At 73.7% G+C, this 14,007-nt stretch carries 12 protein-coding genes; 9 read left to right on the top strand and 3 right to left on the bottom strand.

Annotation, left to right across the window (positions count from 1 at the left end; genetic code table 11):
- Positions 1-56 precede the first annotated feature (56 nt).
- From ACK8OX_RS11500 to crtI, 8 genes are all read left to right on the top strand, one after another.
- Complete coding sequence (locus ACK8OX_RS11500; RefSeq protein ID WP_430664227.1) at positions 57-572, top strand: TRAP transporter small permease; 516 nt, start codon at positions 57-59, stop codon at positions 570-572.
- A 5-nt stretch (positions 573-577) separates the two neighbouring features.
- Positions 578-1,876: a TRAP transporter large permease gene (locus tag ACK8OX_RS11495; protein WP_430664226.1), complete on the top strand. Its 1,299-nt coding sequence runs from the start codon at positions 578-580 to the stop codon at positions 1,874-1,876.
- Between the two features lie 24 nt (positions 1,877-1,900).
- Positions 1,901-2,740 carry an NAD-dependent epimerase/dehydratase family protein gene (locus tag ACK8OX_RS11490; protein WP_430664225.1) on the top strand — a complete coding sequence of 280 codons (840 nt, stop codon included), beginning with the start codon at positions 1,901-1,903 and terminating at the stop codon, positions 2,738-2,740.
- A gap of 60 nt (positions 2,741-2,800) precedes the next feature.
- A complete protein-coding gene (locus ACK8OX_RS11485) occupies positions 2,801-3,658 on the top strand; it encodes an aldose epimerase (protein WP_430664224.1) in 858 nt (285 codons plus the stop codon).
- A 249-nt stretch (positions 3,659-3,907) separates the two neighbouring features.
- On the top strand, positions 3,908-4,783 hold the full coding sequence (locus ACK8OX_RS11480; protein WP_430664223.1) for a hypothetical protein: 876 nt from the start codon (positions 3,908-3,910) through the stop codon (positions 4,781-4,783).
- Between the two features lie 108 nt (positions 4,784-4,891).
- Positions 4,892-6,043 carry an FAD-dependent oxidoreductase gene (locus tag ACK8OX_RS11475; protein WP_430664222.1) on the top strand — a complete coding sequence of 384 codons (1,152 nt, stop codon included), beginning with the start codon at positions 4,892-4,894 and terminating at the stop codon, positions 6,041-6,043.
- Positions 6,040-7,668 carry an acyl-CoA dehydrogenase gene (locus ACK8OX_RS11470; RefSeq protein ID WP_430664221.1) on the top strand — a complete coding sequence of 543 codons (1,629 nt, stop codon included), beginning with the start codon at positions 6,040-6,042 and terminating at the stop codon, positions 7,666-7,668. Before ACK8OX_RS11475 ends, ACK8OX_RS11470 begins: the two co-directional genes overlap by 4 nt.
- A gap of 57 nt (positions 7,669-7,725) precedes the next feature.
- Positions 7,726-9,312 carry a phytoene desaturase family protein gene (gene crtI, locus ACK8OX_RS11465; protein ID WP_430664220.1) on the top strand — a complete coding sequence of 529 codons (1,587 nt, stop codon included), beginning with the start codon at positions 7,726-7,728 and terminating at the stop codon, positions 9,310-9,312.
- A 30-nt stretch (positions 9,313-9,342) separates the two neighbouring features.
- Here the strand turns inward: crtI and ACK8OX_RS11460 are convergent, their stop codons facing one another.
- From ACK8OX_RS11460 to katG, 3 genes are all read right to left on the bottom strand, one after another.
- Positions 9,343-9,777 (bottom strand): hypothetical protein, encoded by a 435-nt coding sequence (locus ACK8OX_RS11460; protein WP_430664219.1) that lies wholly within the window; start codon positions 9,775-9,777, stop codon positions 9,343-9,345.
- Between the two features lie 44 nt (positions 9,778-9,821).
- Positions 9,822-10,334 carry a hypothetical protein gene (locus ACK8OX_RS11455; protein WP_430664218.1) on the bottom strand — a complete coding sequence of 171 codons (513 nt, stop codon included), beginning with the start codon at positions 10,332-10,334 and terminating at the stop codon, positions 9,822-9,824.
- A gap of 135 nt (positions 10,335-10,469) precedes the next feature.
- Positions 10,470-12,680: a catalase/peroxidase HPI gene (katG, locus tag ACK8OX_RS11450; protein WP_430664217.1), complete on the bottom strand. Its 2,211-nt coding sequence runs from the start codon at positions 12,678-12,680 to the stop codon at positions 10,470-10,472.
- A 165-nt stretch (positions 12,681-12,845) separates the two neighbouring features.
- Here katG and ACK8OX_RS11445 point away from each other — a divergent pair, with 165 nt between their 5' ends.
- Positions 12,846-13,790 (top strand): LysR substrate-binding domain-containing protein, encoded by a 945-nt coding sequence (locus tag ACK8OX_RS11445; RefSeq protein ID WP_430664216.1) that lies wholly within the window; start codon positions 12,846-12,848, stop codon positions 13,788-13,790.
- Positions 13,791-14,007: the final 217 nt, after the last annotated feature.

The following is a 14,007-nucleotide window of genomic DNA, read 5'->3' as shown; positions in this document are numbered from 1 at the left end:
CCCGCCCCGCCACGGGGCGGCGGCCACTGATGCGGGCAAGGGAGCGATCACCGCACATGGCCCTGTTCTCCCGCGCGCTCGATCTCTTCTGCCGGCTCGTCATCCTCCTCGCCGGCGCCGCGCTGGTCGGGCTGGTGGTCATGATGGGGTGGCTGGTCTTCGGCCGCTACGTGCTGAACGACACGCCCACCTGGGTGGAGCGCGCGGCAACCCTCGCCATCCTCTGCATCGCGCTGCCCGTCGCGGCGGTGGGGGTGCGGGAACGCTTCCACCTCTCCGTCCTCGGCTTCCGCGAAAGCCTGCCCATGGCGGCGCAGCGCTGGATCGCGGTGGGCTGCGACACCCTCGTCGGGCTCTTCGGCTTCGCGATGATGTGGTACTCGCAGGAACTGGTGGAGATGGTCTGGAACTTCCGCATCCCGCTGATCGGCATCAGCCAGGGCTGGACCTACGTGCCGCTGATGGTCTGCGGCGGCCTCATCACCCTTTTCGCGGTCGAGCAGGTGCTGCTCGACATCCTCCGCAAGGAAGGCCCCGAACAGCGCGGCATCAAGGCCGCCTTCCTGGAGTAGCGGCAGTGGAGTCCGGCCTGTTCCTCATCCTCTCGGTCTTCGTCCTCGGCGTCGTGGCCGGCGTGCCGGTGGCCTTCACGCTGGGCATCGGCGCGCTGGCGGGCTTCCTGTGGGAAGGCATCAACCCCGCCGTCGCCTTCCAGCAGATGACGGCGGGGATGAGCATCTTCTCGCTGCTGGCCATCCCCTTCTTCATCTTCGCGGGCGAGCTGATGCTGCATGGCGGCATCGCGCGGCGGCTGGTGGCGCTGGCCTCGGCCGCCGTGGGGTGGATGCGGGGCGGGCTCGGCATGGTGGATGTCTCCACCTCGATGCTGTTCGGCGGCATCTCCGGCTCGGCGGTGGCGGACACCTCGGCCACCGGCGTCATCCTGATCCCGGCGATGAAGGCGAAGGGCTACGGGGTGGACTACGCGGTCAGCCTGACCGTCACCTCCTCCATCGCGGGCATCCTGATCCCGCCCTCCCACAACATGATCCTGTATTCCCTGGCGGCGGGGGGCGGCATCTCGGTCAGCGCGCTGTTCATCGCGGGCATCGTGCCGGGGATCATGATGTGCCTGTTCCTCGCCGGGGCCGCCTATGTGATGGCGGTGCGGCGCGGCTACCCGGCGGATGGCTGGAAGGGGTTCCGCCATCTCGGCTGGGCCTTCGTGGACGCGCTGCCAGGCCTGTTCACCGCCTTCATCATCCTGGGCGGCGTGCTGTCCGGCATCTTCACCGTGACCGAGAGCGCGGCCTTCGGCACGATCTGGGCGCTGCTGGTCACCATCCTGGTCTACCGCGCGCTGAGCTGGGAGGGCTTCAGGGTCGCGGTCGCGGCCAGCGTCCGCACCTCGGCGGTGGTGTTCCTGCTGGTCGGCACCGCGACGGCCTTCGCCTATCTGCTCGCGCTCTACCGCCTGCCGGAGCTGCTGACGGACGGGATGCTGGCCATCAGCTCCAACCCGATCGTCATCATGCTGCTGATCAACCTGTGCCTGCTGCTGCTGGGCTGCGTCATGGACATGGCGGCGCTGATCCTGATCACCACGCCGATCTTCCTGCCGGTGGTGGTGGCGATCGGGGTGGACCCGGTGCAGTTCGGCATGGTGATGATGATGAATCTCGGCCTCGGCCTCACCACCCCCCCGGTGGGGGCGGTGCTGTTCGTGGGCTGCGCCATCGGCAAGATCCCGATCGAGGCGGTGATGCGGACCATATGGCCCTTCTGGGGCGCCATCCTGGTCGCGCTGGCGCTGACCACCTACTGGCCCGCCGTCTCCCTCACCCTGCCACGCCTGCTGCTGGGCTACGGTGCCTGACCACGCAACGCCACGGGACCCGACATGCACGACAAGCCCATCCTCCTCACCGGCGCCTCGGGCGCGCTCGGCCGCATGCTGGCGGCGGAGCTCTCGGCCGCCGGCTTCACGCTGCGGCTGACCGACATCGCCCCCTTCCCCGACCCGCTGCCCCCGCGCGCGACCTTCACCCGCGCCGACCTGAACGAGGCGCTGGCCATCGTCCGCCAGGCCGAAGGCTGCCCGGCCATCGTGCATTTCGGCGGCTGCGCGACCGAACAGCCCTACGAGGCGATCCTGGAGCCGAACATCCGCGGGCTCTACCACGTCTACGAGGCCGCCCGGCGGGAAGGCGCGCGGGTGGTCTTCGCCTCCTCCAACCACACCATCGGCTTCCATGAGCGGCCGGGGGAGGACGGGGCGAAGCTCGACTTCGACTGCGCCTTCCGCCCGGACGGCTATTACGGCCTGTCGAAGGTCTACGGGGAACTGATGGGCCGGCTCTACTGGGACAAGCACGGGGTGGAGAACGTCAACATCCGCATCGGCTCCTGCCTGCCGGAGCCGAACAACGCGCGCGGGCTGTCCACCTGGTTGTCCTATCCCGACCTGGCGCGCTGCGTGGAGCGGAGCATCCTGGCCCCGCGCACCGGCCACTGCGTCATCTGGGGCGCCTCCGCCAACCCGGCCAGCTTCTGGGGGAAGGACCACCGCGACCGCATCGGCTGGCAGCCGCAGGACAGCGCGGAAGCCTTCCGCGACCGGATCGCGGGCGTGGTGTCCGGCAACCCGGTCGAGGAACGCTACCAGGGCGGCTTCTACTGCCCGATCGAGTATTCCCGGAAAGGGGGCTTCAGCCCGCGCGATCCCTTCGCGCTGGATTGACGCCGGCGGGACATCGCGCGCCGCCTGGGCGCGGCGCCCGGGCCGTGGTCCCATCGCGCCATGCTGACGCTCTCCTCCGCCGGCTGGCAGGCCGTGCTGCTGCCCGACCGCGGCGCGGCCTTCGCGCGACTCGCCCATGGGGGGCGCGACCTGCTGGTGCCGGTGCCGCCGGGGGGCGACCCGAATGCCGGCTTCCACGGCGCCTTCCTGATGGCGCCCTGGACCAACCGGCTGGATAGCGGGCGCATCGTCGCGGGCGGACGGGAATGGCGCATGCCGGTCAACCGGCCGCTGGAAGGCAATGCGCTGCACGGGCTGGTCCGCACGCTGCCCTGGCGGGTGGAGGAGCGCGCGCCGGATGCCGCGACGCTCGCCTGCGACCTCGACCACCCGCCCTTCCGCTGCGCGGCGCGGATGCGCGTCGCGCTGTCGCCCGCGGGGATGTTGCTCTCCGTCCGGCTGTCCAATGCGGGCGGGGCGGCGACGCCGCTCGGCCTCGGATGGCATCCCTTCTTCGTGCGGCCGCGCGGCACGCGGCTGCGCTTCGCGGCGCGCACCGTCTTCGGCCGCGACGCGCGCGGCCTGCCGGTCGCGCCGCGCCCGACCGCAGGGATCGAAGGGGACGACGCCGTGCTGGACCCGCTGCACGACGCCCATTTCGCCGGCTGGGACGGCTGCGCGGAGATCGCCTTCCCCGACGGCGCGGCGCTGCGGCTCGACGCGGATGGCGCGTGGCGCGGCAACCTGCAGGTCTTCGCGCCGCGCGCCGCCGGCATCCTCTGCGTCGAGCCGGTGAGCCACGCGCCCGATGCCGCGAACCGCGCGGCTGCGGCGGCGCATGGCGCGATGCATTCCGTCGCGCCGCGCGAATCGCTTGTCGGCTCACTGATGATTCATTGGCGCCGACCACCACGATGATGGGAACAATCGCCGCGACGTGACGTTCGCCCCTGCAACCGCACGCATCCTGCGTTGCGTGCGGGAGCGGCGGAGAGGCGGTGATGGCGAGCAGCGCTGGTCGCACCCGGCACCTCCACCACACGCCGCGCCAACAGCGGCGCGATGCGCGGCGAAGTTCGCGCCGCGCCGCACGGGCCGCACCATCGCCGCGGCATGGCGATGCGGACTGACGAACCAGGGCCAGGACCCTTCAAGGAGGATGAGCGCATGAGCGACGAGACCCAGCAGCCCCCGACCGGCGGGCAGGAGAACGGCACGGAGGCCGCGCCGGCGCCGCAGGCCGAGGAAACCCCGAAGCGCCGCCGCGCCGCGACGACGCGCAAGGCGCCCGGCACCGCGCGCAAGGCCGCGTCTTCCGGCACCGCACGCAAGTCGGCCTCATCCGGCAGCACGCGCAAGACCGCCTCCTCCGGCACCGCGCGCAAGTCGGCCTCGTCCGGCAGCACGCGCAAGTCGGCCTCCTCCGGCACCGCGCGCAAGACCGCCTCCTCGGGCACGGCGCGCAAGACCGCCTCCTCGGGCACGGCACGCAAGTCGGCCTCCTCCGGCAGCGCGCGCGGCGCGGCCGGGCGCACCGCGGCCGCCGCGAAGGGCGGGCGGGCGAGCGGCACCGCCTCGCGCGCCAAGTCCGCCTCGGGCACGGCGCGCAAGGCGACGGCCACGCGCGGCAAGTCCGCCGCCGGCACCGAGCGCAAGGCGACCAGCCGCAGCACCGCGGCATCGAAGGGCGGACGGGCGGGCGCCGCATCCTCCCGCGCGAAGGCCGGCACGACGCGCAGCAAGGCCGCAGCCCCCGCCCGCAAGGCGGCCGGCAGCGCAAGCCGCGGCAAGGCCGCGTCGGCCGGCAAGATGACGCGTTCCCAGGCGGCATCGAAGGCGGGCAGCACGCGGACGCCGAAGAAGGCCGCCGCGGCGCGCGCCAACGGCGCCAAGGGCGGCGCGGCGCGGGCGGCGAAGTCCTCCGGCTCCGGCCGGTCGGCTGCCAAGCCCGCCACGGCGCGGCGCAGCAGCGCGGCGGCGAAGGGCGGGCGCGCCTCGGCCGGCAGCGGCCGCAGCACGACCAGCCGCAGCCGCGTGCACTGAGGCGGCACCGCGCCGCCCCTCCCCCTCCCCCCCCCACACGGCGGGGGAGGGCGTGGGCTGCGCGGGCGCCCCCTCCACAAGCCGCCCCGGCCGCGCGACATTGGGCGGATGCGAACCGCCCTTGTCCTCGGTGCCGGCATCATGGGCCTCTCGGCCGCCTGGGCGCTGTCGCGCGCGGGCGTCTCGGTGCGGGTGCTGGACGGGGACGAGGTGCCGAACCCGCGCGGCGCCTCGGTGGACGACCACCGGCTGATCCGCCACGCCTATGGCGCGCAGGCCGGCTACATGCGGATGATCGACCCCGCCTTCGCCGCCTGGGACCTGCTGTTCGCCGAAGGCGGCGAACGCCCCTATGTCCCGACCGGCGTGCTGGCGCTGGCCGGGGCGCCGGACGGCTGGATCGCCGACAGCCGCGCCGCGCTGCGCGGCGACGGCCATGCGGTGGAGGATCTCGGCGCCGCGCAGGTCGCGGCGCGTTTCCCCTTCCTGTCGCCGGACGGCATCGCCGATGCCTTCGCGCTGCGCCCCGGCGGCGTGCTGCTGGCGCGGCGCATCGTCGCGCTGCTCGCGCGCGTGCTGGCGGCGCGCGGCGTCGCCATCACGCGTGGCCGCGCCGCCGCGGTCGATCCCGCGCGCGCGGCGGTCACGCTGGAGGACGGGTCGCGCCAGGGCGCGGACCTGCTGGTGCTGGCCGCCGGTCCCTGGGGGCCGCGCCTGCTGCCCGCGCTTGGCGCCCGCGTGCGGCCGACGCGGCAGGTCGTCGTGCGGCTCGCCCCGCCCGCGGCGCATGAAGCGGCGTGGCGGGCGGCGCCGATGCTGCTCGACCTATCCGAGGAAGGCGGCTTCTACGCGGTGCCGCCTGTCGCGGGCACGCCGCTGAAGATCGGCGACCACCGCTTCGCCGCCACCGCCGATCCCGACGGCCCGCGCGACGCGACGGCGGAGGAGGCGGAGGCGATCCTCTCCCTCGCGCGGGGGCGCATCCGCGACCTCGACCGCTACAGCATCCTGTCGGCCGCGGCCTGCTGGTACGACGTGGAACCGGCGGAGCGTTTCGTGGTGGAGCAGGCCGGGCCTCGCTGTTTCGTGATGGGCGGGTTTTCCGGCCATGGCTTCAAGTTCGGCGCGCTGCTCGGCCTCGCCCTGGCGCGCGCGGCGGGCGACCCCATCCTGGCGGAGGGGCTGCCGGGCTGGGCCGCGGGCGAGGCGCCGCCGCCGCCCGGCCTCCTCTCCGACCTCACGCTGGACCGGACGACATGACGACGCATTCCGCCGCCGACGACCTGATCCTCGGCCTGACCCGCGTGGTGGACCTGCCCGGCCTGACCGGCGGCGCGCTGCCGGCCGCCGACATCGAGGCGCTGATCCGCGAGGCCGAACGCTTCTGCGCGGAGGTGATCGCCCCGGGCTGGCAGGAAGCCGACCGTCACGGCGCGCGCCTTGCCGACGGCACCGTCGCAACCCCGCCGCACTACCGCGACGTGATGCGCGGCTGGATCGACAGCGGCTGGCAGGGCGTGGCCGCGCCCGAGGCGCATGGCGGGCAGGGCCTGCCGCATGCCGTCTGGTTCGCGGTGACGGAACTGGCCTCCGCCGCCGACATGGCCTTCTTCCTGGCGCCCGTGCTGACGGCGGGCGCGATCGACTGCCTGGTGCAGTTCGGCTCGCCCGACCAGAAGGCGCGCTGGCTGCCGAAGCTGGTCAGCGGCGAATGGCCGGGCACGATGAACCTGACCGAGCCGCAGGCGGGCAGCGACCTGGCCGCCATCCGAACCCGCGCCGAGCCGCTGGGCGAGGGGCGCTATGCCATCCACGGCCAGAAGATCTACATCACCTGGGGCGAGCACGACACGACGGAGAACATCCTGCACCTGATCCTTGCCCGCCTGCCCGGCGCGCCGGCGGGATCGCGCGGGATCAGCCTGTTCGCCGCGCCGAAGGTCCTGCCGGACGGCCGGCGGAACGCGCTGCGTTGCGGCGGCGTCGAACGCAAGCTCGGAATCCACGCCTCCCCCACCTGCACGATGCTGTTCGAGGGCGCGGAGGCGGAACTGGTGGGAGAGCCGGGGCGCGGGCTCAACGCCATGTTCGCCATGATGAACGCGGCGCGGCTTGCGGTGGGCGTGCAGGGCGTGGGCCAGGGCGCGCGGGCGTTGCAACTGGCGGAAGCCTATGCGGCGGGGCGCGTGCAGTCCGGCCGGCCGATCGCCGAACACGCGGATGTCGCGCGGATGCTGGCGGAGATGCGCGCCACCACGCTCGCCTGCCGCCTGCTGGCGCTGGAAGCCGCCGCCGCGCTGGACCGCCACCACCTGACCGGGGATGCGGCGGCTGCCACCCGGCTCGCCCTGCTGATCCCGATCGTCAAGGCCTGGTGCACCGACCGCGGGGTCGAGACCGCGAGCACCGGCATCCAGGTGCATGGCGGCATGGGCTTCGTGGAGGACAGCGGCGCCGCGCAGGTGCTGCGCGACGCCCGCATCGCCCCGATCTACGAAGGCACCAACGGCATCCAGGCGATCGACCTGCTGACCCGCAAGCTGGCGAAGGACGAGGGCGCGGCGATGCGCGCCCTGCTGGCGGAGGTCGCGGCGACGCCGGGCATGGCCGAGGACGCGGCGCGGCTCGGCGCCGCGACGGAAGCGATGCTGGCGCTGCAGGCGCGCGACCCGGAAGCCGCGCAGTCCTACGCCGCGGCCTATCTCGATGCCTGCGGATGGACGCTCGGCGCCTGGATGCTCGCACGCGCGGCGGCGGCGGCGCCGGACCGCGCGGGGCTGCGCGACACCTTCCGCGCGCGCCTGCTGCCGCGCGCGGCCGCGCGCTGCGCCGAGATCGCGGGCGGCGCGGCGGCGCTGCCGGCCCAGATGCCGTCCGCGGCGTAATCCGCCCGCCATGCCCCTTGCGCCCGGCGCGGTCGCACGCATCTGCCTGCGGCAGCCATGAACGTCTCCCTCCCCTCCCCCGCCGTGCATCGCCCGCGGCCGCAGATCGCCATCGTGGGTGCGGGGCCGGGCGGCCTCGCCGCCGCCATGATGCTCGCCGCCTCCGGCGCGCGCGTGACGGTGTACGAGAAGGACCAGGTCGTCGGCGGCCGCACGCGGACGCTGACGACGCCGGACGGCTATTCCTTCGACCTCGGCCCCACCTTCTTCCTCTATCCACGCATCCTGCAGGAGATCTTCCGCCGCTGCGGGGCGGAGCTGGAGCGGGAGGTGGAGCTGCGCCGGCTCGAGCCGCAATACCGCCTGGTGTTCGAGGAGCCGGGCGGGTCCACGCAGATCGACGCCTCGGCCGATCTCGGCCGGATGGAGGCCGAGATCGCGAAGCTGAACGCCGCCGATGCGCGCGGCCTGCGCCCCTTCATGGCGGAGAACCGCGCCAAGCTCGACATCTTCCGCCCCGTGCTGGAACGTGCCTTCGAGACGCCGCAGGACATGGCGCGCTGGGACATGATCCGCGCCATCCCGCTGCTGCGCCCCTGGTCCACCGTGGACCGCGATCTGGCGCGCCACTTCAGCGACCCGCGGGTGCGGCTCGCCTTCTCCTTCCAGACGAAATACCTGGGGATGAGCCCGTTCCGCTGCCCCTCGCTGTTCACCATCCTCAGCTACCTCGAATACGACCACGGCATCTTCCACCCGATCGGCGGCTGCGGCGCGGTGTCGGAGGCGATGGCGCGCGTCGCGCGGCGGCTCGGCGCCGAGATCCGGCTGGGCACGCCGGTGGACCGCATCGCCTTCGAAGGCAGGCGCGCCCGCGGCGTGGAGACGGGCGGCGCGCGGCACGACGCCGACGCCGTGGTGGTGAACGCGGATTTCGCCGGCGCCGTGCCGAAGCTGATCCCGCCGGAGCTGCGGCGGGACTGGTCGGACGCGAAGATCGGCAAGGCGCGCTACTCCTGCTCGACCTTCATGCTCTATCTCGGGCTCGACCGCGAATACCCCGGCCTCGCCCACCACAACGTCATCCTGTCCGAGCAGTACCGCCAAAACATCGCGGAGATCGAGGGCGGCACCATCCCCGAGATCCCGTCGCTCTACGTGCAGCATGCCGGCGCGACGGACCCGACCATGGCGCCGAAGGGGCACACCGCGCTCTACATGCTCGTGCCCGTGCCGAACCTCATCAAGCGGCCCGACTGGTCGGCCCAGGTCGCGCGCTACCGCGAGGTGGCGCTGGACCGGCTCAGGGTGCTCGGCATGGGCGATGTGCGCCCGCATATCCGCCACGAGCGCATCGTCGCGCCGCAGGACTGGCGCGACGAGTTCGGGGTCGGCTTCGGCGCGACCTTCAACCTGTCGCACGAACTGCCGCAGATGCTCTATTTCCGCCCGGGCAACCGCTTCCGCGACGTGCAGGGCGTGTATCTGGTGGGCGGCGGCACCCATCCCGGCAGCGGCCTGCCGGTCATCTACGAAGGCGCGCGCATCACCACCGGGCTGATGGCGAAGGACCTGGGGCTGAGCGGCGAGTCGAGCCGGCTCAGCGCCGAGGGCGACTTCGCCGCCGCGCCCGCCGGGGCCTGACGGGGCCCGTCCACGCGGGCGGGGCGGCCCTCACGGCGCCACCACCGCCGCGTCGCGCAGCGCGAGCCGCCCGCCCATGCCGGCCGCATCGCCCGCGCCGGGGCAAAGGTCCAGCACGCCCCGCAGCGTCGCGACGGCGAAGGTCCCCGGCGGGCAGGGGGCCTGCACGGCCAGCACGCCGACCGGCCAGTCATGGTCGCCCCCGCAGGCCGGGCAGGGCGCGATCACGTCCTCGCCCAGCGCCAGCCAGCCCGCCGCGCCGCTCGGCACGCTGCCGACCAGGCCCGAGCAGGTGATCCGGCGCCCGGCCAGCGACCGCGCAAGCCAGGACGGCCCGCGCCCCGCCGCGTCGTACAGCGCGCGCAGCGGCGTGACGGAGGCCGGGGCCCGCACCGGCCGCCGGAAGGCAAGCACGACCCCGGCGGCGGGACAGGCGACATGACGGCCGGCGAGCTGCGCACCCATGGCATCTCCTTCCATCACGGGGCGGCCGGGATGACCGCCCGCCCTCACGCGACAGGCCGGGCCTTGGCGGCCGCGCGCTGCGGCGGCGCGGGCGCCCGGCGCCGCCCTGCCCGCGCGCCGGCCGGCGGCGCGACCGCGGGGCCGGGGTCGCGGCGGTAGCGGATCAGCAGCTCCACCCGGTCCGGCCGTTCGGCCAGCGCCTGGCGGATCATCGCGAGCAGCGTCTCGGGCGAGACGTCGAGGTCGACCGTCTGCCCCGTCTCCTCGTCGACCAGGTGGGAATGCGGGTCGCAGACCGTGTCGAAGACCGGCTCGGCCGCGGTGCTTGGCAGGCGGCGGAGCAGCCCGCGCCCGACCAGCGTGTCCAGCTGCCGCGCAAGGTCGGGGGGCGGGAGGTCGAGCCCGGCGCGCGCCGCCAGCCTGGCCACCTCCGCAAGGCCGAGATGCGTCTCCGGCGCGGCGCGCAGCAGCGCGAGCAGGCGCGCGAGCATCCCCTGCCCGGGCAGGCCGGCGCGGCGCAGGTCGTCGCGGCACACGGTGTCCACGGGGCGACCCATGGCACCTCCTCCCCGTTCGTGTTGGCGTCACGTTGGACGCAGGGCACGCGGCGCGTGCCCTGCATCGTCGGCCGGCGCGGCGCGCCGGCATGGCCGTCCGGCGCCGGCGCGGCGCATCGCCGCGCCGGGCGCGCGTCAGGCGAGGTCGAAGCGGTCTGCCTCCATTACCTTGGTCCAGGCCGCCACGAAGTCGCGGACGAACTTCTCCTGCGAGTCGCCCTGGGCGTAGACCTCGGCCAGCGCGCGCAGCTGGGAATTGGAGCCGAAGACGAGGTCCACCCGCGTCCCGGTCCACTTCACCGCACCCGTCGCGCGGTCCCGCCCCTCGAACAGCTCCGCCGCCTCGGAGACCGGCTTCCAGCTCGTGCCCATGTCGAGGAGGTTGACGAAGAAGTCGTTGGTCAGCGTGCCCGGCCGGTGGGTGAAGACGCCGTGGCGCGAGCCCCCGGCATTGGCGCCGAGCACGCGCAGCCCGCCGACCAGCACCGTCATCTCCGGCGCCGTCAGCGTCAGCAGCTGCGCGCGGTCCACCAGCAGCTCCTCGGCCGAGACCGAGTAGCGGGTCTTGAGGTAGTTGCGGAAGCCGTCCGCCGTCGGCTCCAGCACCGCGAAGGATTCGACATCCGTCTGCTCGGCGGTCGCGTCGGTGCGGCCCGGCGTGAAGGGCACCGTCACGCCGATGCCGGCCTTGCGCGCCGCTTCCTCCACCCCCGCGCAGCCGCCGAGCACGATGAGGTCGGCGAGCGAGACCTGCTTGCCGCCGGAGGCCGCGGCGTTGAACTCCGCCCCGATCGCTTCCAGCGCCGCGAGCACGGTGGCGAGCTGGGCGGGCTGGTTGACCTCCCAGTCCTTCTGGGGGGCGAGGCGGATGCGCGCGCCATTCGCCCCGCCGCGCCGGTCGGAGCCGCGATAGGTCGCGGCCGAGGCCCAGGCGGTGGAGACGAGCTGCGCGACGCTGAGGCCGGAGGCGAGGATGCGCGCCTTCAGCGCCAGGATGTCGCCGGCATCCACCAGCGCATGGGTCACCGGCGGGACCGGGTCCTGCCAGATCAGGTCCTCGGCCGGGACCATGGAGCCGAGATAGCGCGCCTTCGGCCCCATGTCGCGATGCGTCAGCTTGAACCAGGCGCGGGCGAAGGCATCGGCGAACTGGTCCGGGTTCTCGTGGAAGCGCTTCGAGATCGGGCCGTAGATGGGGTCCAGCTTCATCGCCATGTCAGCCGTCGTCATGATCGGCGCGTGGCGCTTCGCCGGGTCGTGCGCGTCGGGCACCAGGGTCGCCGCGGCGGGGTCGGTCGGGATCCACTGCCAGGCGCCGGCCGGGCTCTTCGTCAGCTGCCAGTCGAAGCCGAACAGCATGTCGAAGTAGCCGTTGTCCCACTGCGTCGGGTTCGGCGTCCAGGCGCCCTCGATCCCGCTGGTGATGGTGTGGGCGCCCTTGCCGGTGCCGAAGCTGTTCTTCCAGCCGAGGCCCTGTTCCTCGATCGCGGCGCCTTCGGGCTCGCGCCCGACATGGGTGGCGGGGCCGGCGCCGTGGCACTTGCCGAAGGTGTGGCCGCCGGCGACGAGGGCGACCGTCTCCTCGTCGTTCATCGCCATGCGGGCGAAGGTTTCGCGGATGTCGCGGCCGGAGGCGAGCGGGTCCGGCTGGCCGTTCGGGCCTTCCGGGTTCACGTAGATCAGGCCCATCTGCACGGCGGCGAGCGGGTTTTCGAGCTCACGGTCGCCGCTGTAGCGCCGGTCGCCCAGCCAGGTCTCCTCGGAGCCCCAGTAGATGTCCTCCTCCGGCTCCCAGATGTCCGCGCGGCCGCCGCCGAAGCCGAAGGGCTTCAGGCCCATCGATTCGATCGCGCAGTTGCCCGCGAAGATGAACAGGTCCGCCCAGGAGATGCGGTTGCCGTATTTCTGCTTGATCGGCCAAAGCAGGCGGCGCGCCTTGTCGAGGTTGCCGTTGTCCGGCCAGCTGTTCTCGGGCGCGAAGCGCTGCGCGCCGTTGGCGCCGCCGCCGCGCCCGTCGCCGGTGCGGTAGGTGCCGGCGGCGTGCCAGGCCATGCGGATGAAGAAGGGCCCGTAATGCCCGTAATCCGCAGGCCACCAGTCTTGCGACACGCGCATCAGCGCGAAGATGTCCTGCTTCAGCGCCTCGAGGTCGAGCTTGCGGAACTCCTCCGCATAGTCGAAGGCCTCGCCCATCGGGTTCGACAGCAGGGAATGCTGGTGGAGGATCCGCAGGTTCAGCTGGTTCGGCCACCAGTCGCGGTTGGACCTGCCGCCGGATGTCGCGTGCTTCGGCGCGCCATGCATCACCGGGCACTTGCCGGTGGTCGAGGCAACATTACCGTCCATCTTTCCCTCCGTTCGTAGCGTCAGCGACTGGCCTGGGCATCGGCACCGGGGACGACCACCGCGACGGGCGCAGGGCGCAGCCCATGCCCGACCCCCCGGTTGAATCCCCTTGCAGGATGCTAGCCGGTTCCCGAGGATAGATGGAAGCACTCCATCGCAACAAGCATGATAGACGCTGGCTATGACAAGGCAGGCCGCCACCCGATGAACCTCCGCGACCTCCGCTACCTCCTCGCCGTGGCGGGGCACGGGCATTTCGGCCGTGCGGCCGAAGCCTGCGGCGTCAGCCAGCCGACGCTGTCCATTCAGATCCGCAGGCTGGAGGAGGGGCTCGGCGTCGCGCTGTTCGAGCGGACGGCCCGCGCGGTCGTGCCGACCGAGGCCTGCGCGCGGCTGATCGGCCATGTCCGCGCGGCGGTGGCGGAGGCGGATGCGATCCTCGCCGTCGCGCGCGACCTGCGCGACCCGCTGGCCGGGCGCTTCCGGCTGGGCGTCATCCCGACGCTCGCGCCCTATCTGCTGCCGCTGGTCTTCGCCCCCCTGCGCGAGGCGCTGCCCGCGCTGGAGCTGGAGCCGTGGGAGGACCAGACCGCGGCGCTGCTGGAGCGGCTGCGCGCGCATGAGCTGGACGCCGCGCTGCTGGCGACCGAGGCGGAGGGGCAGGACCTGGCGAGCCAGGCGCTGTTCGCCGAGCCGTTCCTGGCCGCGCTGCCGCCCGACCACCCGCTGGCCGCGCGCGACGCGGTGGCGGAGGAGGACCTGGGGGCCGACATCCTGGTGCTGGCCGACGGGCATTGCCTGCGCGACCAGGCGCTGGCCGCCTGCGGGCGAAGCGGCGCGCTGGGCGGCGCGCTGCGGGCGGCGAGCCTCTCGACCCTGCTCAACATGGTGGCGGCCGGCTACGGCACGACGCTGATCCCCGGGCTTGCCGCCGGCACGGCGCAGGATGCGGGCATCGTGCTGCGGCCGCTGGCGGCACGGGCGGGGCGGGTGGTGCGGATCGCCTGGCGCGCGGGCTTCCCGCGCCGCGCCGCGGTGGAGGCGGTGGGCCGCGTCATCGCCGCGCGGCTGCGCCCCTATGCGGAGGGGGCGGCGGCCGGGACGATCTAGCGCCTGATCCGCGGAGGCGGAATCGCCGGAGCGGTGAATCAGCCGCTCAAACGGGGGGCTGAAGCGTGATCCGCGCTTCCATGAGCGCGGATCACGCTTCAGCCGCGCCCAGCGCCCCGGTGTCGGCGCTTCCGAACAACGTGTGCGGGCGCGGGCGGAACGGTGCCGCCCCTGCATCGCTTGGCGGGTTTCCCGCCCGACGGGCGCATCAGGGGAG

This window comes from Falsiroseomonas sp. CW058 (genome assembly GCF_050563535.1).
Classification (GTDB): domain Bacteria; phylum Pseudomonadota; class Alphaproteobacteria; order Acetobacterales; family Acetobacteraceae; genus Falsiroseomonas.
Note: the sequence above shows the minus strand (reverse complement) of the source record. Positions and strands in the feature narration are given on the sequence as shown.

What these genes read in the sequence shown, in the direction of transcription:
- ACK8OX_RS11500 (WP_430664227.1), top strand. Translation starts at nt 57, where the DNA reads ATGGCCCTGTTCTCCCGCGCGCTCGATCTCTTCTGCCGGCTCGTCATC.
- ACK8OX_RS11490 (WP_430664225.1), top strand. Translation starts at nt 1,901, where the DNA reads ATGCACGACAAGCCCATCCTCCTCACCGGCGCCTCGGGCGCGCTCGGC.
- ACK8OX_RS11485 (WP_430664224.1), top strand. Translation starts at nt 2,801, where the DNA reads ATGCTGACGCTCTCCTCCGCCGGCTGGCAGGCCGTGCTGCTGCCCGAC.
- ACK8OX_RS11480 (WP_430664223.1), top strand. Translation starts at nt 3,908, where the DNA reads ATGAGCGACGAGACCCAGCAGCCCCCGACCGGCGGGCAGGAGAACGGC.
- ACK8OX_RS11475 (WP_430664222.1), top strand. Translation starts at nt 4,892, where the DNA reads ATGCGAACCGCCCTTGTCCTCGGTGCCGGCATCATGGGCCTCTCGGCC.
- ACK8OX_RS11470 (WP_430664221.1), top strand. Translation starts at nt 6,040, where the DNA reads ATGACGACGCATTCCGCCGCCGACGACCTGATCCTCGGCCTGACCCGC.
- crtI (WP_430664220.1), top strand. Translation starts at nt 7,726, where the DNA reads ATGAACGTCTCCCTCCCCTCCCCCGCCGTGCATCGCCCGCGGCCGCAG.
- ACK8OX_RS11460 (WP_430664219.1), bottom strand. Translation starts at nt 9,777, where the DNA reads ATGGGTGCGCAGCTCGCCGGCCGTCATGTCGCCTGTCCCGCCGCCGGG.
- ACK8OX_RS11455 (WP_430664218.1), bottom strand. Translation starts at nt 10,334, where the DNA reads ATGGGTCGCCCCGTGGACACCGTGTGCCGCGACGACCTGCGCCGCGCC.
- katG (WP_430664217.1), bottom strand. Translation starts at nt 12,680, where the DNA reads ATGGACGGTAATGTTGCCTCGACCACCGGCAAGTGCCCGGTGATGCAT.
- ACK8OX_RS11445 (WP_430664216.1), top strand. Translation starts at nt 12,846, where the DNA reads ATGATAGACGCTGGCTATGACAAGGCAGGCCGCCACCCGATGAACCTC.